Source organism: Aeromonas sp. A35_P (assembly GCF_002259925.1).
In the GTDB taxonomy this organism is placed as follows: Bacteria; Pseudomonadota; Gammaproteobacteria; order Enterobacterales; family Aeromonadaceae; genus Aeromonas; species Aeromonas dhakensis.
The window spans coordinates 1-22,050 of the sequence record NZ_NEVB01000232.1; the positions used below are offsets into that span (position 1 = coordinate 1).

Genomic DNA, 22,050 nt, shown 5'->3' on the forward strand with positions numbered 1-22,050 from the left:
GCTCAAGGCCCTGCTGGAGGAGCGCAACACCACCAAGGCCGCCGAACGACTCGCCATGAGCCAGCCGGCCGTCAGTCGGGCGCTGGCCCGTTTGCGTCTGCTCTATGATGATCCCCTGCTGATACGCACCCCCCAGGGCATGGAACCCACCGCCCGGGCGGAGGCCTTGCTGCTGCCGCTGCGGGAGATCCTGCACGACATCGAGCAGACCTTCAGCCCGCCCGAGCAGCTCGACCCCGCCCAGTTCGACGGGGTGCTGCGCATCGGGGCCCACACCTATGTGGAGTACGTGATGATGCCGAGCCTGCTGGCCCGGTTGCAGCAGCAGGCGCCCAACCTGCGCATCCACATGGTGCCGCTCAATGCGGACTACGAGAGCCAGCTCGACGAAGGGGTCATCAGCATGGTGATCAGCAAACAGGACGAGGTACCCGGCCGTTTTCGCCGCATCCCGCTGTTCGAGGACAAGCTGATCTGCGCCGCCCATCGCAGCCATCCGCTGCAGGGCCAGGTGCTGTGCATCGAATCCTTCGCCAAGGCCCAGCACCTGCTGGTCGCCCCGCGCGGCAGCGAAGGGGGCATCGTCGATGATCTGCTGGCCGCCCACGGCATGACCCGGCACACCCCCTTGATCGTGCAGAGCTTTCTGGCCGCCCCCTTCATCCTGCCCTGTGCGCCTCTGCTGCTCACCTCCCCCGCCCGGGTGCTGCGTCCGCTGATGCCGCTGCTGGATCTGGTGGAGTACGAGACCCGCTTCGCCCTGCCCACCTTCGAGGTGAGCCTCATTCGCCATCGTCGCGACGACAACGCCATGCTCAACTGGTTCGAATCCGAACTGCACCTCTGGTGTCGCACCCAGAGCGAACTCTGATGCCCACCGGCGCGCCCTGCGCCGGGCACTTTCTCCCTCCTTCCAGGCCCGACCAGCACCTCGCCCCACCTCCCCCATACGCATCGGCGTTGCCTTGAGATCGCCACAATGCCAGAATCGGGCCTCTTCTTGATTTCCCGTTTCAGGACTCAAGTTTCGGCTTTCCGGGCCCATGCCCGCAGACAAAGGACTCCCCATGGCCACCACCCTCTATGGCATCAAGAACTGCGACACCATCAAGAAAGCCCGCAAGTGGCTGGAGCAGGCCGGCATCGACTACCGCTTTCACGACCACAGGGCCGACGGTCTGAACCCGGCCGACCTCGACCGCTGGCTGGACCAGCTTGGCTGGGAGGCGCTGCTCAACAGCCGCGGCACCACCTTTCGCGCCCTGCCGGAGGAGGCCAAACAGGGGCTCGACACCGCCAAGGCCCGCGCCCTCTTGCTGGAGCACCCGGCCATGATCAAGCGCCCGCTGCTGGACAAGGACGGCGAGCTGACCCTGGGCTTCAAGGCCGATCACTACCAATCCCTCTTCTCTCGTTAAGGAAAAACGATGTCGGATGTCATCGCACTGGCCAAGGATCTGATCCGCCGCCCCTCCGTTACCCCGCTGGATGAAGGGTGTCAGACCCTGATGGCGGAGCGCCTCGCCAAGCTCGGCTTCGTCATCGAGCCCATGGTGTTCGAAGACACCACCAACCTCTGGGCTCGCCGCGGCAGCGAGGGGCCGCTGTTCTGCTTCGCCGGCCACACCGACGTGGTGCCCGCCGGCCCGCTGGACAAATGGCATACCCCGCCGTTCGAGCCGACCATCCAGGATGGCGTGCTGTACGGGCGCGGCGCCGCCGACATGAAGGGCTCGCTGGCCGCCATGGTGGTGGCGGTCGAGCGCTTCGTCGCCGAGCATCCGGATCACGCCGGGTCGATTGCCTTCCTCATCACCTCCGACGAGGAGGGGCCCTTCATCAACGGCACCACCCGGGTGATCGACACCCTGGAAGCGCGCCAGGAGAAGATCCGCTGGTGCATCGTCGGCGAGCCCTCCTCCACCGCCGTGGTGGGGGACGTGGTGAAGAACGGCCGACGCGGCTCCATCACCGGCGATCTGCTGGTGCGCGGGGTGCAGGGCCACGTCGCCTACCCCCATCTGGCGGACAACCCGATCCACAAGGCGGCTCCGGCGCTGGCCGAGCTCGCCGCCATCGAATGGGATCAGGGCAACGCCTACTTCCCGCCCACCAGCTTCCAGATCGCCAACATCCAGGCGGGCACCGGTGCCTCCAACGTCATTCCCGGCGAACTGCACGTCCAGTTCAACTTCCGCTTCAGCACCGAGCTCACCGATGCCGCGATCCGCGAGCGGGTCGAAGCCCTGCTCGAGCGGCACGGTCTGGATTACCAGATCAAGTGGACCCTCTCCGGCCAGCCCTTCCTCACCGACACCGGCAAGCTGCTGGCGGCGGCGGTTTCTGCCATCGAGGCGGTGAACGGCCAGCAGCCGGCCCTGCTCACCACGGGGGGAACATCCGATGGGCGCTTTATCGCCCCCACCGGGGCCGAAGTCATTGAGCTGGGCCCGGTCAACGCCACCATTCACAAGGTGAACGAGTGCGTGAAGGCGGACGACCTGGATCTCCTGGCTGACATGTACCAAGGGGTGCTCGCGAGGTTGCTGGCATGACCCAGGATCAGCTGCTGGGCCAGGATGAGGGTCACCTCATCCTGGTGGGGCAAGGCCCGCACCGGCTGACGGCCGCCACCGCGGCGGCCTTCAACGACATGCAGGTGGCCGCCGCCCACGCCGGCTTCAACCTGCAGCCCGCCTCCAGCTGGCGGGGCTTCGAGCGCCAGCTCGCCATCTGGAACGGCAAGTGGCGCGGCGAGCGCCCCCTGCTCGATGCCCACAGCCAGCCCATCGACGCCCTGCAACTGAGCGACGAGGAGCGGCTGCACGCCATCCTGCACTGGAGCGCCCTGCCCGGCACCAGCCGCCACCACTGGGGCACCGATCTCGACATCTACGACCCGGACTGCCTGCCTGCCGGCACCAAACTGGCGCTGGAGCCCTGGGAGTATGAAGAGGGAGGCTGGTTTGCCGACTTGAGCGAGTGGCTGGAGGATCGCATGAACGACTTCGGCTTCTTCCTGCCCTATGCCAAGCCGGCCGGTGCCGGCAGCGGCGTCGCCTACGAGCCCTGGCACCTCAGCTTTGCACCTGAGTCCCGTGAGCAGCGGCTCGACCCGGCCGCGCTGGCACTTTGCCTGCAACAGGCGGATATTGAAGGCAAGGCGACCATATTGGCCAACCTCGACGAGATCCTGGCCCGCTATGTCACCCTGGCCACCGACGAAAGGAGTAGCACATGAACCTCTGGCTCTGGATAGGCTTGCCCCTGCTCTTCCTGCTCGGCCTGTTTCTCAACGCCATCAAGGACATGAAGCGACTGGAGAAAGAGCTGCCCCGCTACAAGGACAAGATCCGGGAAGTGAAGGACGACGAGGACGACTGACGACCTCCGTCAGCAGGGGCCCGGCGTGGGCCCCTGCCGTTTGCTGCCCGCTGCGGCGCCCGTCTTCTCTCATGTGTCCATTTTGTGAACATCATCACGTTGCCGACCTCTCTGATCACCCCACTGACCCCCTTTTGATGGCCAGAACCCTTCGCAGCAATCGCACTGAAAATGTAAAAAACTGCAAATAAATGCACAATTAAGCCACACGGAGCCGGTCAAACTGCATATAATGTGCCTGATTTGCATTTTGACAGAAGGAGTTCGCCATTGGATGCCGTCACCATCAACAGTTTCTTCCTCGTCGCGGCCTTGTTGGTGGGTGCCAGTGTCCTGTTGAGCGCGCTCTCCTCCCGTCTCGGTATCCCCATCCTGGTGCTCTTCCTCGCCGTCGGCATGCTGGCCGGTGAGGACGGCCCCGGCGGCATCCACTTCGCCGACTACTCCATCGCCTACCTGGTGGGCAACCTGGCGCTCGCCATCATATTGCTGGACGGCGGCATGCGCACCCGGGTCTCCTCGTTTCGGGTCGCGCTCTGGCCCGCCCTGTCGCTGGCCACGGTCGGGGTGGCCATCACCACGGGCCTCACGGGCCTCGCCGCCGCCTGGCTGTTTGACCTCAACCTGATGCAGGGGATGCTGATCGGCGCCATCGTCGGCTCCACCGATGCGGCGGCGGTCTTCTCCCTGCTCGGCGGGCGCAGCCTCAACGAGCGGGTCAGCGCCACCCTTGAGATAGAGTCGGGCAGCAACGATCCCATGGCGGTGTTTCTCACCGTTACCCTGATCGAGGTGCTGGCCACCGCCCAGCAGGGGCTGGATGGCGGCTTTCTGCTGCTGCAACTGCTCAAGCAGTTCGGACTGGGAGCCGGCATCGGTCTTGGCGCCGGCTGGTTGCTGTGGAAGCTCATCAACAGCGCCCGGCTGGCCCCCGGCCTCTACCCGCTGCTGACCGTCAGCGGCGGCCTGCTCATCTTCGCCCTCACCACGGCGGTGGGTGGCAGCGGCATCCTGGCCATCTACCTCACCGGCCTGTTGCTCGGCAACCTCTCCCTGCGCAGCCGCAGCACCACCCTGTCGGTGCTGGACGGCCTGACCTGGCTCAGCCAGATCGGCATGTTCCTGGTGCTGGGGCTGCTCGCCTCCCCCCACAAGCTGCTGCCCATCGCCCTGCCGGCGCTGGCGCTGGCCATGTGGATGATCCTGTTCGCCCGCCCCATCTCGGTCTGGATCGGCCTGCTGCCGTTCAAGAACTTCGCCCCCCGCGAGCGCTGGTTCATCTCCTGGGTGGGGCTGCGCGGCGCGGTGCCGATCATTCTGGCGGTGTTCCCCATGATGGCTGGGCTGCCCAATGCCCAGCTCTACTTCAATGTCGCCTTCTTCGTGGTGCTGGTCTCGCTGATCCTGCAGGGCAGCTCGCTGCCGCTGGCCTCCCGCCTCGCCCGGGTCGAAGTGCCGGCGCCCCCCTCGCCCATCAACCGCTCCGGGCTCGAGATCGATCTCGACAGCCAGTGGGAGACCTTCGTCTATCGCCTGAGCGACGAGAAGTGGTGCATCGGCTCGCCGCTGCGGGATCTGCGCATGCCCAAGGGCACCCGCATCTGTGCCCTGTTCCGCGAGCAGGAGCTGCTGCACCCTTCGGGCAGTACCTGTCTGCAATCCGACGACATCCTCTGCGTCATCGGCCACGAGCGCGACCTGCCGGCCCTCGGCCAGCTGTTCAGCCAGGCACCGGAGCAGGATCTGGGCCCGCGCTTCTTCGGCGACTTCCTGCTGGAGGCGGCCGCCAAGCTGGTGGATCTGGCGCCGCTGTACGGGCTGGATGTGAGCGAGGTGGCGGATCAGACCCTTGGCCATTTTATTGCACAGCAGTTGGGCGATAATCTGGTGGTCGGCGACCACGTCGAATGGCAGGGGCTGATCTGGACCGTGGCCGAAATGGAAGAGGGTGAACCCCGCAAGATAGGGGTGCGTTTTCTGGAAGAAGATCCGGTCTGATCGTCGTCTGCCTCGTCCTCTGCGAGAAGGGAGTTATCTATGCCTTACCAAACCCTGTTGTCCGGCCTGCAACCCCCTTCGCCCAACCTGGGGGTGATCGAGGGCTTCTTTGGCAAGGGCTGGAGCTGGGAAGCCCGCGCCCGCTACGCCCAGTGGCTGCCCCGCCACGGTTACGGCTTCTATCTCTATGCCCCGAAAGAGGATGGCTATCTGCGCAAGCACTGGGCCAAGCCCTGGCCTGCCGCCCAGCTCGAGGCGCTGCGCCAGCTCGCCCGCCAGTGCCGCGACAACGGCCTCGCCTTCGGGGTGGGGCTGAGCCCCATGGGTGCCCACCACGACTATGCCCGCCAGCGACCGGCCCTGCTGGAGAAGGTGCGGCTCATCGAGGAGGAGCTCAAGCCCGACATCCTGGCGATCCTGTTTGACGACATGAAGGGGGATACCCCGGATCTCGCTCACTGGCAGCTCACCATCACCCACGACATCGCGGCCCATACCAGTGCCGGCCGGCTGCTGTTCTGTCCCAGCTACTACAGCACGGATCCCGTGCTGGAGAAGGTGTTCGGCGCCATGCCCCCCCACTATCTGCAGGATCTGGGGCAGGGGCTGGATCGGCGCATCGACATCTTCTGGACCGGCCCCAAGGTCTGCTCCAGCGAGTACCCGGCGGCCCACCTGCGGCAGACGGCCGAGTGGCTGCACCGCAAGCCGTTCCTGTGGGACAACTACCCGGTCAACGACGGCAGCAAGGCCAGCAGCTTCCTGCACCTGCGCGCCTTCGAAAACCGCCCGGCGGAGTTGGCGGATCTCGTGAGCGGCCATGCGGTCAACCCCATGAAGCAGGCGGCGCTGTCGGCCCTGCCGCTGGCCACCCTGCCCATGAGCTACCGGCTCGGCAAGCAGTACGATCCGGACAAGGCGCTGCACGCCTCCCTCAACGCCACCTGCGGCCCGCAGATCTCCGCCATGATCCAGGCTGACCTGCCGCTGTTTCAGGACATAGGGCTGGCCCAGCTGACCCCTGAGCAGGTGACTCACCTCAAGGCCCGCTATCTGCCGTTTCGCGACCAATCCTGCGTCGACGAGATCCTGCGCTGGCTCGATGGCGAGTACGTGTTCGACCCGGACTGTCTCACCGACTGATCCCCAGACGCATTGCCACAGGAGGCAGCATGGACGCGTCCCTGATTTACCAGAACCTGGCGGTGATCGCCGCCTTCCTGCTCATCTACAGCCTGATCGCCGGGCGCTTCGAATCCCGCCTCATCAACGGCCCCCTGCTGTTCTTGCTGATGGGCTGGCTGCTGGGGCCGGGCGGCATCGAGCTGCTCTCCCTCTCCATCGACAGCGACGGCATCAAGCTCCTGGCGGAGCTGACCCTGGTCATAGTGCTGTTCAGCGATGCAGCCAACACCAACTGGCAGGTGCTGCTGGCCAACCGCAGCCTGCCCATCCGGCTGCTGCTGATCGGCCTGCCGCTCACCCTGCTGGCCGGCACCCTGTTCGGTCGCTGGGTCTACCCGGATCTGCCGCTGCTGGAGCTGGCCATCCTCTCCACCATACTCGCCCCCACCGATGCGGCGCTCGGCAAGGCGGTGGTGAGCAACCCGGCGGTGCCCGCCCCCATCCGCGAGGGGCTCAACCAGGAGAGCGGCCTCAACGACGGCATCTGCGTGCCCGTGCTGCTCCTGCTGCTCGCCCTCATCGCCCCCACCGAGCAGCACAACGGCACCGGCCTGCTGGCCATCACCCTGCTGCTGGAGGAGATCGGCATCGGCCTGCTGGTGGCCTGGGGGCTCACCACCTTCACCCTGCGCCTGCTCAAGACCTCCTACCTCAACGGCTGGCAGCTGCCGCTCTGGCGCCAGCTCACCATGCCGGGGCTGGCCCTGCTCTGCTTCGCGCTGGCCCAGACCCTGGGGGGCAGCGGCTTCATCGCCGCCTTCGTCGGCGGCCTGCTGATGGGCCATCGGCTGGGAGAGCACAAGCACGCCTACCTGGACAGCTGCGAGGGTTACGGGGATCTGCTCTCTGTGGTGATCTGGATGGTATTCGGCGCCACCCTGATGCCCATGCTGACAGAGCTGCTGCACTGGCAGTACTGGCTCTATGCCGCCGCCAGCCTCACCCTGCTACGCATGGTGCCGGTCTGGCTGAGCCTGCTCGGCACCGGCCTCAAGCTCGAGCTCAAGCTCTTCATCGGCTGGTTCGGGCCGAGGGGCCTCGCCAGCATCGTCTTTGCGGTGATGGTGCTGCAAAACGAGCCGGCCCTTCTCGGCCAGCGCCCCATCATCGCCACCGTGCTCTGCACCATCATACTGAGCGTCATCCTGCACGGTCTCAGTGCCAATCCCTGGGTCGCCCGCTTCAAACCCCGTTGAGGGGACCACCAACAAAAAGCCCCGGGCACTGCCCGGGGCTTTCTTTTGTCAGACGCAAGGCGTCCATCTCGGCCAGGGCCCCTCCCTAGGAGCTCGCGTCCTCGGCCTGGGGCCGATAGACCAGGATCCCCGGCTTGTTCTGCACATACTCCAGGAAGGGGGAGTCCACCACCTGCATCTTGCTCGAGAGGGAGGAGGCATTGCGCAGCACGGGGCCGTTCTCGCCACGGATGAAGATGCCGGTGTGGGTGACGTCGAGCCCGGCCAGATCGGTGTAGATGCCGATATAGTCCCCCTCCTCCAGCAGACTCAAGGTGTTCTCATCTATGCTGGCGGAGGGAATGTAGGTGATGTCCCGCGCCGTCACCCCCAGCCCCGGAATGTAGTGGCCGCCGTCGGCCTTCTGGTTGAGCAGCTTGGCCGTGGTCACCGCGGCGCCGCCCACCAGATGGGTCACGTCGCTCACCTTGTTGTCGCCATGCACCCAGTCGGAGAAGAAGTGCTTTCTGGTCAGGTAGTTGACCTCACCGTTCACGTAACGAGTGTGCATCAGGTTCTCGATGAAGTGATGCACACTCGTTGCGCGACGCAGCGACTCGACGTAGTCCAGATAGGTGAAGCAGTCGAGCCCGCCAAAATCCACCACCAGCTTCTCCTGCACCTCGTTCGACCCCACCAGCCGGTTGGCCACATAGGGATTGCCCAGAAACAGGCTGGAGAAGGTCTTGATCGACTGACCCGGCCCCCCCTGCTGGCGGGCAAACAGCTCGATGAGTTGCGGCTCCTCGATGTTGTAAAAATCGAGGTTTCTCTCTTTGCCGGCTGTCGCCGCGCCGGCAAACAGGAGCAGTGCAATACTGGTCAGCCTCATCATCCTTAAATCTCCTTGCTCGAAATGTTAAAAAACGGACCACCTGCACTCTCTCGCAGGGGCAAGAGAATGCCATTCGAGGCTGACGATATTGTCGCCGTTTGCAAACCGGATAAATGTAAGCAAATGTGGCCAAGCATCCGCCAGCAACACAAAAAAGCCCCGCACGGCGGGGCTTCTCGGCAGTAACAGACCTGCTGGCAAGTGCGGTATCAACCCAGCGCCAGCCAGACCCCGACAAACAGCATGAGAGAGCCGGCGATCCGGTTCATCAGGGTGACGTTGCCGCTCTTGGCGAGGAAGTGGCGCAAGGTGCGACCGCCGCTCGCGTAGAGCAGCAGGCAGGAGAACTCGATGAGCAGGATCAGGGCCACCAGGGCGCTGATCTGGGGCGTCATCGGCTTGGCCGCATTGATGAAGGGGGGCAGCAGGGAGACCATGAAGGCCCACCCCTTGGGGTTGGCGATGGCGGTGACGAAGCCCTGCATGGCCAGCGCCAGCGGCCGCGTCTCCTGGGCGGCCGACAGATCCGTCGGGATTGCCAGCTTGCCCTTGGCCTGCCACATCTGGATGCCGAGCCAGATGAGATAGGCACCGCCCACGTATTTGAAGGCGGCAAACAGCGCCGGGTAGTTGAGCATCACGGCCGCCACCCCGATCACCGACAGCACAGAGACCAGGCCGACTCCGATGAGCTCGCCCCACATCATGTGCAGGGTGCGGCGCACCCCCAGGCTCATGCCGAGGGTCATCGCCAGAGTCATGCACATGCCGGGGGTCACGGAGACAAAAAAGAACGTGGGAATAAACAGCGCCAAAATGGCAGGATCGATCCAGTCGGACACACTACACCTCCATGGTAACAGACCGACGATCTTGCCTATCACACTCATTTAACACAAGAAAAAACCTTTTCGAACAACCGGTTTTGCGCCTTAAAAACCCTGTGACATGTTTTGTCGCGCCTGTGTAAGATGCCGACTTGTTCCTCTTCAATGGGTCAGGATCTTTCATGTCATTGAATAATCTCTCTATCCGTCTGCAAGTACTCATCCCTCTCCTGCTCGCCAGCCTGCTGATGATCCTGATGATCGGGATCGGCAAACAGGACATCGACCGCGCCATCGGCGACATGAACGAGACCACCGCCAGCGTGACCCGTCACAAGGACGACATCGCCACCCTGATCCACGCCACCTACCGGCTGCGCACCAACGCCATCTACGGCCTCTATGACCCCGCCCGCTTTGCCCAGCTGCCCAGCGAACTCTCCGCCGCCGAGCAAGAGATAGGTGCCATCCTGGCCAGACTGGCCATCGCAGGCGCCGAGCAGGACAACAGCCGGGTCGCGGCCGCCCTGCAGGCCTACCTCGGCCACACCCGCAGCAACATGCTGCCGCTGCTGGCCGCCAAGCACCAGGGCGGCGGCGATCCCGCCGCCTATGAGCAGGCCCGCCTGCGCTTTCGCGATCTGGGGGAGGATCTCATCAAGCAGATAGATGCCATGTCCGCCCACGTCAACCAGTTGATCCAGGCTGAAATTGCCGAGGAGCAGGCTCACTACCACGCCACCCTGCTGCGCACCCTGCTGCTGATGGCAGCCAGTCTGGCCGCCGCCCTGTTTGGCGGCTGGTGGCTCTCCGGCCGCATCGTGCGCCCCATCGGTCAGCTGCAGCTGGTGATGCGCGCGGTGGCCCAGGGCCGCTTCAACGTGCGCGCCGCCAGCGATGGCAACAACGAGCTGAGCCAGCTGGCCGCCGACATCAACCAGACCCTGACCCAGCTTGGCAGCACCATCAACACCCTGACCGGCATCAGCGGCAACGTGGCCTCCGCCGCCACCGAACTTGCCGCCGTGATGACCCAGGCAGAGGTCAATGCCCAGCAGCAGCGCGGTGAGACCGAACAGGTGGCCTCCGCCGTCACCGAGCTGGCCAGCACCGCCGACAACGTCAACCACAACGCCGCCCTGGCCGACGAGCTGGCGCGCGATGCCAACCAGCGGGTCGAAGAGGGGCTGGCGCTGTTTGCCGAGAGCATCCAGGCCAACAGCCGGATGGCCAACAGCCTGGAGAGCGCCGCCTCCGTGGTGGCCAGCCTCAAGTCCCAGTCCGAGCAGATCGGCAAGGTGATCGAGGTCATCCAGGGGATTTCCGAACAGACCAACCTGCTGGCCCTCAACGCCGCCATCGAGGCCGCCCGCGCCGGTGAAACCGGCCGCGGCTTTGCCGTAGTGGCCGACGAGGTGCGCATGCTGGCGGCCCGCACTCAGGACTCCACCAAGGAGATCCAGGCCATTATCGAGCAGTTGCAGAGCCAATCCCTCTCCGCCAACAGCGGCGTGCAGGATACCCTGGCCATCCTGGCCCACAACCAGCAGCTCTCCGGCCAGGTGCAGGATCTGCTGGGCGGCATCACGGAGGCGGTCAACCAGATCAACGGCGCCAACGCCCAGGTGGCCACCGCCGCCGAGGAGCAGTCCTGCGTCACCGCCGACATCAACCGCAACATCACCAACATCCACGAGATAGTGAACCAGAACGCGGCCGGCATCAGCCAGAGTGCCGCCAGTCACGAACTGTCACAGCTCGCCGAGCAGCAGCGCAAGCAGCTGTCCCAGTTCCAGCTGTGACGCCGACCCGCTGACCAGACAGAGAGGCCCCGCACGCGGGGCCTCTCTGTTAATGACGCTGACGACTTGTTATTGTTTTAAACGCTATTTTTTATGATCAGGCTTCATTGGGGGCTGGGCTACCTCACCAAATGTGGGTATGGTAGAGGCACGTCACTCCCCCTCATGCGAGATCATCATGAAGCTGTCCTTCAAGAAACCGGCCTTCATCGGCCTCGGGCTCATCGCCCTCGTCTCCGCCATCTGGCTCGACTACTACCTGCCGGAACACACCATCGCCACCATCACAGGGGTGGAGGTGAAGCGCACCGACAAGGATGGCCCCATCAGCCAGAAGAATCCGGCCGACGGCCCCACCACCGACGTCTACTACATCTATACCGAGCGTCCCGGCGAGAAGATCCGCGTGTTCCGCAACGAAGACACCGAGTGGGGCTGGCCCTTCTACTTCAAGTTCAACGCCGCCGACGTGCAGGCCAAGGCCAAGTCGATGGAGTTCGAAAAACGGCTGGCCATCATCACCTCCTACGGCTGGCGCATCAACATGTTCTCCATGTTCCCCAACGTCACCAAGATTGCCAGCACCGAGCCCGACGCCTCCACCTGGAGCTTCTTCCGCTGGTTCTGGTTCGGCATCTGGGCCCTGGTGATGGGCAAGGCTGCCATCGCCACCTGGCGCTACTTCGATCGACTCGAGGACGAGATATGAGCGACGCAGCATGCCGGAGGAACGGACAATGAGTGAGCCGAGCAAGACGCGCACCAGCTTCTATCGCCGGCTCTACGTGGCCTGGCTCATCAGCCAGGGCACGGATACGGTGCCGGCCATCATGGAAGCGACCGGCATGCCGCGTCGCACCGCGCAGGATACGCTCAGCGCCCTGGCCGAGCTGGACATCAGCTGCGGCTTCGAGCAGACCGAGGGGGCTCGCCATCTGCAGGGGCACTATCGCATCAGTGACTGGGGACCCATCAACCCGGCCTGGATCAAGGCCCAGCTGCCGGTTATCAAGGAGACGCTGGGTTACCCCTGAAGACATCGGCGTCACCCGTCAGTGACAGGGGGACAATCCGAACAACCCGGCCTGGATAAAAGCCCAGCTGCCGGTTATCAAAGAGACGCTGGGTTACCCATAAAGACCCGGGCATCCGTCGCGAAAATGAAAGAGGGCCAGCCGACAAGGCTGGCCCTCTTTTTATCTCTGCCAAGGCGTCGGCCTTGTTTCTACTCGGGGAAAGGCTCCTCCGGCAGCGACTCCTGGCTCTCGCCCCGGGTGCAGTCGATGATGGAGCGTTTGGGGTTGTTGGGATCGCGCAGCAGCAAAGGGGCCAACCCCTCGTCGTGCTTCTGTTCGTCGGAAAACTCGCTGCCGTAGGTGTTGTGGGTCAGCCGGCGCGCGTTGGCGATGGGGGTATCCACGAACAGGGCGTGCACCTCGAAGGTGGAGGCCGGAATGAGAAAACCGCTGATGGGCAGGCCATGCAGCTCCTGGCGGGTCTTGTACCAGGCGAAGCCGTCCGCCACCTTGTAGGGGGTGTAGTGGTTGAGCTGCGGGTGCGCCGGCTTGCCCGTCTCGCTGTCGAGATAGAGATCATCCAGCTCGCAGGTCGCCAGCCCCTGCCACATCGACTCGAACGGCGTGGCACACCCCGTCAGTTGCAACCCGGGCAACAGTGCCAGCCCTGTCTTCCACATCGCTTCGCCCCTTCTTGCAAGAGTGGAACTGCATTCAGTCAAAGGCCCGCAGCCGCGTGACCAGCAGATCGATAAAGCCCGCCCGATCCAGCCCCAGCAGCACCAGCGCATTGGCCGGCTTGCCAGTCAGACCGTAGCGATCCACCACCGTCATGCCGCTAGTATGGGTGCCGCCAGTCTCGATATCGACCCGGCACTCGACCCCGTGGAACAGCGCGGGGGCCAGCAACCAGGCAATGGTACAGGGGTCGTGCAGCGGCGCACCAGCAAATCCCCACTTGGGATCCCGGTGGTAGATCATGAAAAAATCGAGCAGACCGGCCACGCACTGGGCCACCGGATTGGTGATGGCGCGCACCCGTTCGATGTCTTCGTCCATCACCTGCGCCTGGTGGGTCACATCCAGCCCGCACATGGTGATGGGGATGCCCGACTTGAACACCATATCGGCCGCTTCCGGATCCACATAAATATTGAATTCCGCCGCCGGGGTCCAGTTGCCGGCTCCCGCCGCGCCGCCCATCAGCACGATGCGGGCTATCTTCTGCTTGAGCTCGGGGTGGGCCGCCAGCAGCAGGGCGATGTTGGTGAGCGGGCCGGTCGGCACCAGGGTCACGGGCTCCGGGCTCTCGCGCAGGCACCTGGCCATCAGCTCCAGGGCGGTCATGGCCACGGGGGCAAAGGCGGGATCCGGCAATTTGGGGCCATCGAGACCCGACTCGCCGTGGACGTTGTCAGCGATGATAAGTTCGCGGGCCAGCGGCTTGGGAGCCCCCGCCGCCACCGGAATGTCGTCACGCCCCAGCAGGGTCAGGATGCGCAGGGCGTTGTTGAGGGTCTTGTCCGGCGTCTGGTTACCCGCACTGGTAGTGACCGCCAGCACCTTGAGCTCGGGGCTGGCCAGCGCCAGGATGAGGGCGATGGCATCATCGTGGCCGGGATCGCAATCGAGAATAACGGGCAACGCCATGGACAGGCTCCTTACAACATGACAGGGAGCCATACCTTAGCAAGCCGCGGCCGCATTAACTCTGGAAGGGGTCACAAAACGGCCCCTTTCCCGCCTTATCAAGCAGTTAGCCACAAAGCGAGGGCCGCTCGTGCTGGCATTCGCCGCGCCCCGCCGGTTCGGGTATGATCCCCCTCCCTTTTCAGACCGTGCGCCCCATGTCCGCCATCATCGACACCTTCATCGCCCCGCCCTGTGCGGCCGCCATCGAGCTCCTGTTTGAGGATGAGCACCTGTTGCTCATCAACAAGCCGAGCGGCCTGCTGAGCCTGTCGGGCAAGAACCCGCAGAACCTCGACTCGGTGCACCACCGGCTGGTGCAGGATTATCCCGGTTGCGCCCTGGTCCATCGCCTCGATTTTGGCACCTCGGGGATCATGCTGGTGGCCAGGAACAAGGCCATCAATGCCCTGCTCTGCCGCCAGTTCAGCCAGCGCACCGTGAGCAAGGCCTACAGCGCCCTGCTGTGCGGTCATCTGGCCGAAGACGAGGGGGTGATCGATGCCCCCATCGCCAAGGATCCGGCGCTGTTTCCGCTGATGAGCATCTGCGCCGCCAGCGGCAAGCCCGCCCGTTCCCGCTATCAGGTGATGACGCGCCTGATCTGCCAGGTACAGGGCGACGCCGTACCGCTGACCTCGGTGCGGCTGGTACCGGAAACGGGTCGCACCCATCAGCTGCGCATCCACAGCCGGCAGCTGGGTCATCCCATCCTGGGTTGCGATCTTTATGGCGGCCTGCTGCCGCCCGGCTGCAAGCAGGCGCCGCGACTGATGCTGCACGCCAGTGAACTCGACTTTGTTCACCCGGTCAGTGGCGAGCCGATGCAGATCCGCTGTGAGGCACCCTTTGAGCAGGTGCTGGCGGCCATGACGGGGCAACAGGGGTAACGCAGAAAAGAGGGGAAAAGGAGAAGGGGAAAAGCGGTCAACGGCGGATAAAGATAGGGGCCGCGCTTTCGCAACGGCCCCCACCCCCCACTCGGTACTCTTTGTTACAAAGAGGGCTATCAGATCAGCTTGCGGGCAGCGCCCAGCACGATCTTGATGGCATCAGATTCGGTCTTCGCCATGGTCTCGGCGTTCGGGATCTCTTGCTGGGTACGGTTCACGATGACACCGGCCACCATGCCGGCGCGCAGGCCCTGGCTGGAGCACATGGTCAGCAGCGTTGCAGACTCCATTTCGAAGTTCAGCACGCCCATGGATTGCCACTCTTTCATGGAACCCTGGAAGCGTTGTACCACGCGGCCGGAGAAGGTGTCGTAGCGCTCCTGACCCGGATAGAAGGTGTCAGAAGAGGCGGTAACGCCCACGTGCAGCTTGGAACCCAGCTCCTTGGCGGTGTTGACCAGCGCAGTGGTGCAGTCGAAGTCGGCCACGGCCGGGAACTCCATCGGCGCGAAGTGCAGGCTGGCACCGTCGAGGCGCACGGAGCCGGTGGTGACGATCACGTCGCCCACGTTCAGGTGCGGCTGGATGGCGCCGGTGGTGCCGATGCGCAGGAAGGTACGGATGCCCAGCTGAGCCAGCTCTTCCACCGCGATGGAGGTGGACGGGCCGCCGATACCGGTGGAGCAGATGATCACGGCCTTGCCGTCCATCTCGCCGCGCCAGGTAGTGAATTCACGATGGCTGGCCAGGTGCACCGGGTTATCCAACAGCTCTGCGATGCGCTTCACGCGCTCGGGGTCACCGGGAACGATCGCCAGGGTGGCGCCTTGCAGATCCGCTTTTTTCAAACCCAAGTGAAATACATCAGACATAGTGGACTCCTGGTTGCTCCCCACCAGCATGGTCAGGGGCAAGTTAAGGTGATTCTTTATGGTACTTTCAAGCCTTCACTCCCCTCGTCGGGGAGGCGCCAACTATGGTCGAAAGCGCTTTCCAATTCCTTGAAGCATCTCACACTTCCTTGCATTGACAGCCACAAATTCGGCGCAAAACGTTTGCTAACTTGATGAATTAATTGAAAAACGTTTTTCTGTTCGCGAACAGGCTAGCGCGCTTGTCAATCCCTGTCGCGGCCCATGTTTCCGGTACGTGATCGAGTCCATAAAGTTGCAAAGCAGATACTATTGACCCCTTTTCATCCCCCCTGACGGTGCTATGTTGGCGCCCGTATACCACTTAATGGCTAATCATACGGAGTCCATCATGGCGACATTCAAGTTCTACATTCCCGCAATCAACCTGATGGGAGCAGGCTGCCTGCAAGAGGCGGCAGCCGATCTCAAGGGTTACGGCCATCGCAAGGCGCTGATCGTCACCGACAAGATCCTCAATCAGATTGGCGTGGTGGCCAAGGTGGCCGGCCTGCTGGCAGAACATGGCATTGAAAGCGCAGTTTTCGACGAGACCAAACCCAACCCGACCATGACCAACGTGGAAGCGGGCCTGGCCATGCTCAAGGCCAATGGCTGCGACTGCGTCATCTCGCTGGGGGGCGGCTCCCCCCACGACTGCGCCAAGGGGATCGCCCTGGTGGCCGCCAACGGTGGCAGCATCAAGGATTACGAAGGGGTGGATCGCTCCGCCAAGCCGCAACTGCCGCTCATCGCCATCAACACCACCGCCGGCACCGCCTCCGAGATGACCCGCTTTTGCATCATCACCGACGAGGCCCGCCACGTGAAGATGGCCATCGTCGACAAGCACGTCACCCCGTTGATGTCGGTCAACGACCCCGAGCTGATGCTGGCCAAGCCGGCCGGCCTCACCGCCGCCACCGGCATGGATGCGCTGACCCACGCCATCGAGGCTTATGTCTCCACCATCGCCACTCCGGTGACCGATGCCAGCGCCATCATGGCCATCCAGCTCATCGCCAAACACCTGCGCACCGCGGTCAACCACGGCGACGATCTGCACGCCCGCGAACAGATGGCCTACGCCCAGTTCCTGGCCGGCATGGCCTTCAACAACGCAAGCCTGGGTTACGTGCACGCCATGGCCCACCAGCTGGGCGGTTTCTACGACCTGCCGCACGGGGTGTGCAACGCCGTGCTGCTGCCCCACGTGCAGGCCTACAACGCCCAGGTGTGCGCCGCTCGCCTGAAGGACGTGGCCCGTCACATGGGGGTGGACGTGAGCGCCATGACCGATGAGCAAGGGGCCGCCGCCGCCATTGCCGCCATCCAGCAGCTGGCTCGCGACGTCAAGATCCCGGCCGGACTGGAGCAGCTCGGCGTCAAGGCCGACGATTTCAACGTGCTGGCCGAAAACGCCCTGAAAGACGCCTGCGGTTTCACCAACCCGAAACAGGCGAGCCACGAAGAGATCGTCGCCATCTTCCGCGCCGCCATGTAAGGGGGGCAATGGGCAGAAAGGGTCGCATGGCGGCCCTTTTTATTGGCTGATGGATCAATGGCTTTTTACTTCCGTAGAGGGAGCCGGTATGATTTGCCGAGCTTAAAAAGACTTGAATGGATGATCTGAACTCGATATGCGGATGAAACACCTGATTGCCGCGGCCCTGACCGCCCTCACCCTGTCCGGTTGCAGCCTGGTCTATCGCATCGATATTCCCCAGGGCAACTATGTGGAACAAAAACAGGTCGACAAACTGCGCCAGGGCATGACCCGCGAGCAGGTCGAGTTCGTGCTGGGCTCCGCCATGCTGCGCGATGGCTTTGACCCGAACACCTGGTACTACCTCTATGAATTCCAGCCGGGGCGCGGCGAAAAAGAGCGCAAGGAGCTCACCCTGACCTTCGTCAACGACAGATTGGCCACGGTCACCGGCGACTTCCCGCTGCCAGCGGCCTTCCATACCCCGCTCTGATCCCATCCACAAAACCGGCCTCGCGCCGGTTTTGTTTTAACGCCGCCAGCCACCCATTACCCCCTTGCAGAGGGCAGCCCCTCGTCCAATACTGGCCTCGATTCAATCACACAGGGAGAGCAGCATGAGCCGGATCCTGATCGCCGGAGCCACTGGCCTTATCGGCCGCGAGCTGGTGCGGCAACTGCCCGCAGAACACGAGCTGATCCTGCTCTGCCGCAAGCCAGGAGAGCCGCAGCCCGCCCACCACTGGCTGCCGGTCAATTTCGATAGGCTGGCCAGCACAGCCCTGCCCGAACCGGTGGATCTCGCCTTCTGCTGCCTTGGCACCACCCGCAAGGAGGCCGGCTCCGCCGAAGCCTTTCGCCGGGTCGACCTCGACTATGTGCTGGCCTTTGCCGAGCTGGCCCGCCGCCACGGCTGCCAGCGGCTGGTGGTGGTCTCGAGCCTGGGGGCCAACCCGCACTCCCCCGCCCTCTATCCGCGCACCAAGGGGGAGATGGAGCAGGCCCTGCTGGCCCAGCCCTGGCAGCGGCTCGCCATCGTGCGCCCCGCCATGTTGCTGGGGGATCGCCAGCCACCGCGCCGCTCGGAGCAGTTTTTCCAGGCCATCTACCCCTTGCTGAAACCGCTGCTGGTAGGCAGGTTGCGCCGCTGGCGCGCCATCGAGGCCGGCCAGGTGGCCCGCGCCATGATAGCCCTCTCCTACCAGCCCGCCGGCTGCGAAGTGGTCGAGAACGAGCGGCTGCTCCAGTTGTAACGAAGCGCCCCGCTTGGCGGGATGACGGGATCAAAAAAGGCGCCAAGGCGCCTTTTTTAAATGCGGTGTCGAGCCAGAGGCACTCAGTCGGACTGTTTGCGATTGGCATTGGGCCGGCCGCCGGTCACCACGTCGGCACGCCCCTCCTCCTTGGCCTTCTCGGCGCGCTTCTTGCGCATCTCCTTCGGGTCGGCGATGAGCGGGCGGTAGATCTCGATGCGATCGCCATCTTGCAGCAACTCGGCGCCCTTGACCGGCCGGCTGTAGATGCCGAACTTGTTGACCGCCAGATCGATCTCGGAGTGCTTGCTCATGATGCCGGACTGCTCGATGGCAGCCTGCACCGTCGTGGTTGGCGCCACCCGCAGCCGCAGCACTGTCTGCTGCTGAGGCAGGGCATAGACCACTTCGATATTGAGTTGATCAGGCACCGTACACCACCTTGGCGCGGTTGGAGAAAGCCAGCACCATGGAGCTCACCAGGTCACGGAAGATCTGGCCAAACGCCAGCTCGATGAGTTTGGAGGTGAACTCGAAGTCGAGATCGAACTCCACCTTGCAGGCATCCACGTCCAGCGGGGTGAAGGTCCACCAGCCCGCCAGCTTGCTGAAGGGCCCCTCCACCAGCTCCATCTTGATCTGCCGGTTGGCCTCGAGCAGATTGCGGGTGGTAAAGGTCTTGGCAATCCCGGCCTTGGCCACATCGACCGAGGCCGTCATATAGTCATCGCCGGTTTCGTGGACACGGCTGCCGACACAACCGGGCAGGAACTCCGGATAGGCGTGAACATCATTGACCAGCCTGAACATCTGTTCTGCGCTGAACATCACCAGGGCACTGCGAGTAATACGGGGCATGGCTTTTCCTCATCCAATCGCCGCGATTTTATCACCATGTTTGCGCTTTTGGAGGTAAAACCTCGGTCAAACTGCTCATAAAGCCATCAGTTGACCCGCTGCGCGTTTTACAGCCGCCCTTGCCCACGTATAATGCCCTCCTCCCAGTCATTGCCGGAAATCGCCCGCATGAGCAAAAAAAACAGTAAAAACAAAGCCGGGTCCAACACCATTGCACTCAACAGAACCGCGCGCCACGAATACTTCATCGAAGAGAAGATCGAAGCGGGTCTGTCCCTGCAAGGGTGGGAAGTCAAATCCCTGCGGGCGGGCAAGGCCAACATCAGCGAAGCCTATGTCATCTTCCGCGATGGCGAGGCCTACCTGTTCGGCTCCAGCTTCCTGCCACTGCAGGCTGCCTCCAGCCACGTGGTGTGCGACCCGACCCGGACCCGCAAACTGCTGCTGAGCCGTCGTGAACTCGACAAGCTCGAAAGCCTGATCGCCCGTCAGGGTTATACAATCGTGCCGCTCGCCCTCTACTGGAAACAGTGCTGGGTCAAGGTCGAAATCGGCCTGGTGAAGGGCAAGAAAGAGCACGACAAGCGCGAAGACACCAAGGCCCGCGAATGGGATCGGGAAAAAGCCCGCATCATGAAGAACAAGCACCGCGGCTAATCCGCGTGATGCTGCAAGGTCCGGGCTCCTGCCCGGACTTTTTCTTTTCCAGCCCGCCGCTTACCCGCCCCCGCCAGGCGTGCGCACAATAAATCGGCAAACGGAGCGGCTCCCTGCGGGAATGACCATCAACGCCTTGCCATGGCAGGATTTTTGCGTACAATCCCTCTTAACAACTTGGGGCTGATTCTGGATTCGACAAGATTCACGAAACCCAAGGTGCATGCCGAGGTGCGGTAGGCCTCGTTAATAAACCGCAAAAAAATAGTCGCAAACGACGAAAACTACGCACTGGCAGCTTAATAACCTGCGCAGAGCCCTTCTACCCTAGCTTGCCTGTGTCCTAGGGAATCGGAAGGTCATCCTTCACAGGATCGTGTGGAAGTCCTGCTCGGGGCGGAAGCATTAAAACCAATCGAGCTAGTCAATTCGTGGCGTGTCTCTCCGCAGCGGGTTGGCGAATGTAAAGAGTGACTAAGCATGTAGTGCCAAGGATGTAGTAATTTTGGACGGGGGTTCAAATCCCCCCAGCTCCACCAAACAATGTTCCGGCCGGGAACGAAGAAGTACAGAAACCCGCAGAGCGTAAGGCTTTGCGGGTTTTTTGTTGTCCGTGTTAGTCCGAGCTAGTCGCCTAAATCCAGCCATAAGAGTAACATCTACGGTCACATTGGTTATGTAACACCGATTTTGGTGTTACTACTGAGGGATGTGCTGTGAGTAAAGACAAGCTGACCGACTCAAAGCTGAGAACCGCAAAGCCTGAAGCCAAGGAATACAGCTTGGGTGACGGTGACGGGCTTTACCTAAGGGTTAAGCCGAATGGTGCGAGGCTATGGGTGTTCAACTACTACAGGCCGAGCGACAAGAAACGCGCCAATATCAGTTTTGGCCCCTACCCTGATGTTACTCTTGCCGCAGCCCGAGAACGGCGGCGAGAGGCTCGTGCTCTATTGGCTCAAGCAATCGACCCCAAACGTCATAAAGAAGAGCAAATTGCGTTTGTTCAGGCAGAACAAGAAGCTAACGCGAACACGTTCGAACGTATGGCAGCCATGTGGCTTGAGTTGAAGCGCCATGACGTATCGGAAGCCTATGCTGATGACTCATGGCGATCTCTTGAGCTGTATGTGCTGCCATTCATTGGTTCTATGCCAATCAACCAGATCCGGGCACCTAAAGTAATTGAGATGCTTCGCCCCATAGAAGCAGACGGTAAGCATGAGACGGTGCGGAGACTGTGCCAACGGATTAACGAAATCCTCGACTACAGCGTTAACCATGGTTTACTCGATGCCAATCCCTGTGCAGCAATTCGCAAGGTGTTCAAAAAGCCAAGCAAGAAGCACATGCCGACCCTAAAGCCGACAGAATTACCTATGCTGATGGCCGATATCGCCAATGGACGGCTCGATCATACAACTCGTTGCCAAATTGAATGGAGTCTTCATACCTTAGTTCGCCCTGGAGAATCCGCTGGTACACGTTGGGATGAGATCGACTTTGAAGGCAGAGTCTGGAACATTCCTGCAGATAGAATGAAGATGGATCGCCCTCATCGGGTGCCACTGACCTCGCAAGCACTTTCCCTTTTAGAACGCATGAAGCCCATTAGCGGGCACCGTCCCTATGTCTTCCCTGGATATCGCGATCCTTTAGGACATATAAACAATCAAAGTGCGAATGCAGCTCTGAAGAGATTGGGATATGGCGGCAGACTAGTCGCCCATGGTTTACGTTCCCTTGGTAGCACGACCCTGAACGAACAAGGGTTCAACCCAGACGCTATTGAAGCAGCACTTTCCCATAGTGATGAGAACGAAATCCGCCGAGCCTACAACCGAACAGACTATTTTGAACAACGAGTAATCATGATGGATTGGTGGAGTAACCATATTGAGCAAGCCAGCCAAGGTAATTTATCTCTAGCTATTGGCGTTCAAATCCCTCAAGCCGTGAATGAGTAAATATAAAATCAAGGCGACCTTCGATATAAAAGGAAAAGTAAAGAGGCATTAGGG

At 62.4% G+C, this 22,050-nt stretch carries 24 protein-coding genes and 1 other RNA gene; 18 read left to right on the forward strand and 7 right to left on the reverse strand.

Translation table 11 applies throughout. The features are described from left to right. From CAK78_RS18565 to CAK78_RS18600, 8 genes are all read left to right on the forward strand, one after another. A partial coding sequence (locus CAK78_RS18565; RefSeq protein WP_141214209.1) for a LysR family transcriptional regulator occupies window positions 1-871 on the forward strand: 871 nt, incomplete at its 5' end. Between the two features lie 196 nt (window positions 872-1,067). Then, window positions 1,068-1,418, forward strand: a complete 351-nt coding sequence (locus tag CAK78_RS18570; protein WP_094698262.1) for an ArsC family reductase — start codon at window positions 1,068-1,070, stop codon at window positions 1,416-1,418. A 9-nt stretch (window positions 1,419-1,427) separates the two neighbouring features. Continuing rightward, window positions 1,428-2,555 carry a succinyl-diaminopimelate desuccinylase gene (gene dapE, locus CAK78_RS18575; protein ID WP_094698263.1) on the forward strand — a complete coding sequence of 376 codons (1,128 nt, stop codon included), beginning with the start codon at window positions 1,428-1,430 and terminating at the stop codon, window positions 2,553-2,555. Further along, complete coding sequence (locus CAK78_RS18580; protein WP_094698264.1) at window positions 2,552-3,241, forward strand: M15 family metallopeptidase; 690 nt, start codon at window positions 2,552-2,554, stop codon at window positions 3,239-3,241. The genes dapE and CAK78_RS18580 overlap by 4 nt, the downstream gene beginning before the upstream one ends. Beyond that, window positions 3,238-3,384, forward strand: coding sequence for a hypothetical protein (locus tag CAK78_RS18585; protein ID WP_005298986.1), 147 nt, complete (start codon window positions 3,238-3,240; stop codon window positions 3,382-3,384). Before CAK78_RS18580 ends, CAK78_RS18585 begins: the two co-directional genes overlap by 4 nt. Before the next feature lie 270 nt (window positions 3,385-3,654). Beyond that, on the forward strand, window positions 3,655-5,382 hold the full coding sequence (locus tag CAK78_RS18590; protein WP_094698265.1) for a potassium/proton antiporter: 1,728 nt from the start codon (window positions 3,655-3,657) through the stop codon (window positions 5,380-5,382). Window positions 5,383-5,421: 39 nt separating this feature from the next. Continuing rightward, window positions 5,422-6,525 (forward strand): beta-N-acetylglucosaminidase domain-containing protein, encoded by a 1,104-nt coding sequence (locus CAK78_RS18595; protein WP_017779582.1) that lies wholly within the window; start codon window positions 5,422-5,424, stop codon window positions 6,523-6,525. Window positions 6,526-6,554: 29 nt separating this feature from the next. Continuing rightward, entirely contained in the window at window positions 6,555-7,763 is a 1,209-nt protein-coding gene (locus CAK78_RS18600) for a cation:proton antiporter (RefSeq protein WP_094698266.1), read from the forward strand. A gap of 85 nt (window positions 7,764-7,848) precedes the next feature. Here the strand turns inward: CAK78_RS18600 and CAK78_RS18605 are convergent, their stop codons facing one another. Both CAK78_RS18605 and CAK78_RS18610 read right to left on the reverse strand, forming a co-directional pair. Beyond that, window positions 7,849-8,637, reverse strand: coding sequence for a DUF1460 domain-containing protein (locus CAK78_RS18605; RefSeq protein WP_094698267.1), 789 nt, complete (start codon window positions 8,635-8,637; stop codon window positions 7,849-7,851). Between the two features lie 209 nt (window positions 8,638-8,846). After that, on the reverse strand, window positions 8,847-9,479 hold the full coding sequence (locus CAK78_RS18610) for a LysE family translocator (RefSeq protein ID WP_094698268.1): 633 nt from the start codon (window positions 9,477-9,479) through the stop codon (window positions 8,847-8,849). Window positions 9,480-9,646: 167 nt separating this feature from the next. On the opposite strand from CAK78_RS18610, the gene CAK78_RS18615 reads away from it, so the two are divergent. The 3 genes from CAK78_RS18615 to CAK78_RS18625 all read left to right on the forward strand — a co-directional run bounded on the left by CAK78_RS18615 (window position 9,647) and on the right by CAK78_RS18625 (window position 12,300). Then, window positions 9,647-11,266 (forward strand): methyl-accepting chemotaxis protein, encoded by a 1,620-nt coding sequence (locus tag CAK78_RS18615; RefSeq protein WP_094698269.1) that lies wholly within the window; start codon window positions 9,647-9,649, stop codon window positions 11,264-11,266. A gap of 178 nt (window positions 11,267-11,444) precedes the next feature. Beyond that, window positions 11,445-11,975 carry a DUF1523 family protein gene (locus tag CAK78_RS18620; protein ID WP_026458835.1) on the forward strand — a complete coding sequence of 177 codons (531 nt, stop codon included), beginning with the start codon at window positions 11,445-11,447 and terminating at the stop codon, window positions 11,973-11,975. 28 nt (window positions 11,976-12,003) lie between these two features. Further along, window positions 12,004-12,300, forward strand: coding sequence for a winged helix-turn-helix domain-containing protein (locus CAK78_RS18625; RefSeq protein ID WP_005298972.1), 297 nt, complete (start codon window positions 12,004-12,006; stop codon window positions 12,298-12,300). 191 nt (window positions 12,301-12,491) lie between these two features. Here CAK78_RS18625 and CAK78_RS18635 read toward each other — a convergent pair whose 3' ends face one another. Then, window positions 12,492-12,962: a hypothetical protein gene (locus tag CAK78_RS18635; protein WP_094698270.1), complete on the reverse strand. Its 471-nt coding sequence runs from the start codon at window positions 12,960-12,962 to the stop codon at window positions 12,492-12,494. 34 nt (window positions 12,963-12,996) lie between these two features. Further along, on the reverse strand, window positions 12,997-13,932 hold the full coding sequence (gene rihA / locus CAK78_RS18640; protein WP_094698271.1) for a pyrimidine-specific ribonucleoside hydrolase RihA: 936 nt from the start codon (window positions 13,930-13,932) through the stop codon (window positions 12,997-12,999). 164 nt (window positions 13,933-14,096) lie between these two features. On the opposite strand from rihA, the gene CAK78_RS18645 reads away from it, so the two are divergent. After that, window positions 14,097-14,861, forward strand: a complete 765-nt coding sequence (locus CAK78_RS18645) for an RluA family pseudouridine synthase (RefSeq protein WP_176452852.1) — start codon at window positions 14,097-14,099, stop codon at window positions 14,859-14,861. A 119-nt stretch (window positions 14,862-14,980) separates the two neighbouring features. Here the strand turns inward: CAK78_RS18645 and udp are convergent, their stop codons facing one another. Next, a complete protein-coding gene (udp, locus tag CAK78_RS18650) occupies window positions 14,981-15,736 on the reverse strand; it encodes a uridine phosphorylase (protein WP_005298967.1) in 756 nt (251 codons plus the stop codon). A gap of 391 nt (window positions 15,737-16,127) precedes the next feature. Between udp and yiaY the strand changes: the two genes are divergently transcribed. The 3 genes from yiaY (at window position 16,128) to CAK78_RS18665 (ending at window position 18,514) form a co-directional block, all read left to right on the forward strand. Continuing rightward, entirely contained in the window at window positions 16,128-17,279 is a 1,152-nt protein-coding gene (gene yiaY, locus CAK78_RS18655; RefSeq protein ID WP_094698273.1) for an L-threonine dehydrogenase, read from the forward strand. Between the two features lie 136 nt (window positions 17,280-17,415). Continuing rightward, window positions 17,416-17,754, forward strand: coding sequence for an outer membrane protein assembly factor BamE (locus CAK78_RS18660; RefSeq protein WP_005298963.1), 339 nt, complete (start codon window positions 17,416-17,418; stop codon window positions 17,752-17,754). 124 nt (window positions 17,755-17,878) lie between these two features. Then, window positions 17,879-18,514, forward strand: coding sequence for an NAD(P)H-binding protein (locus CAK78_RS18665; protein WP_094698274.1), 636 nt, complete (start codon window positions 17,879-17,881; stop codon window positions 18,512-18,514). An 83-nt stretch (window positions 18,515-18,597) separates the two neighbouring features. On the opposite strand, the gene CAK78_RS18670 is transcribed toward CAK78_RS18665, so the two are convergent. After that, on the reverse strand, window positions 18,598-18,945 hold the full coding sequence (locus tag CAK78_RS18670; protein WP_094698275.1) for an RnfH family protein: 348 nt from the start codon (window positions 18,943-18,945) through the stop codon (window positions 18,598-18,600). Continuing rightward, window positions 18,938-19,372: an SRPBCC family protein gene (locus CAK78_RS18675; RefSeq protein WP_005298951.1), complete on the reverse strand. Its 435-nt coding sequence runs from the start codon at window positions 19,370-19,372 to the stop codon at window positions 18,938-18,940. The genes CAK78_RS18670 and CAK78_RS18675 overlap by 8 nt, the downstream gene beginning before the upstream one ends. 168 nt (window positions 19,373-19,540) lie before the next feature. Between CAK78_RS18675 and smpB the strand changes: the two genes are divergently transcribed. The 3 genes from smpB to CAK78_RS18690 all read left to right on the forward strand — a co-directional run bounded on the left by smpB (window position 19,541) and on the right by CAK78_RS18690 (window position 21,996). Continuing rightward, window positions 19,541-20,029, forward strand: coding sequence for an SsrA-binding protein SmpB (gene smpB, locus CAK78_RS18680; protein WP_025201963.1), 489 nt, complete (start codon window positions 19,541-19,543; stop codon window positions 20,027-20,029). Window positions 20,030-20,208: 179 nt separating this feature from the next. Continuing rightward, window positions 20,209-20,568, forward strand: a transfer-messenger RNA (tmRNA) gene (gene ssrA / locus CAK78_RS18685). Between the two features lie 177 nt (window positions 20,569-20,745). Continuing rightward, window positions 20,746-21,996, forward strand: a complete 1,251-nt coding sequence (locus tag CAK78_RS18690; RefSeq protein ID WP_094698276.1) for an integrase domain-containing protein — start codon at window positions 20,746-20,748, stop codon at window positions 21,994-21,996. The last annotated feature ends 54 nt before the right edge of the window (window positions 21,997-22,050 follow it).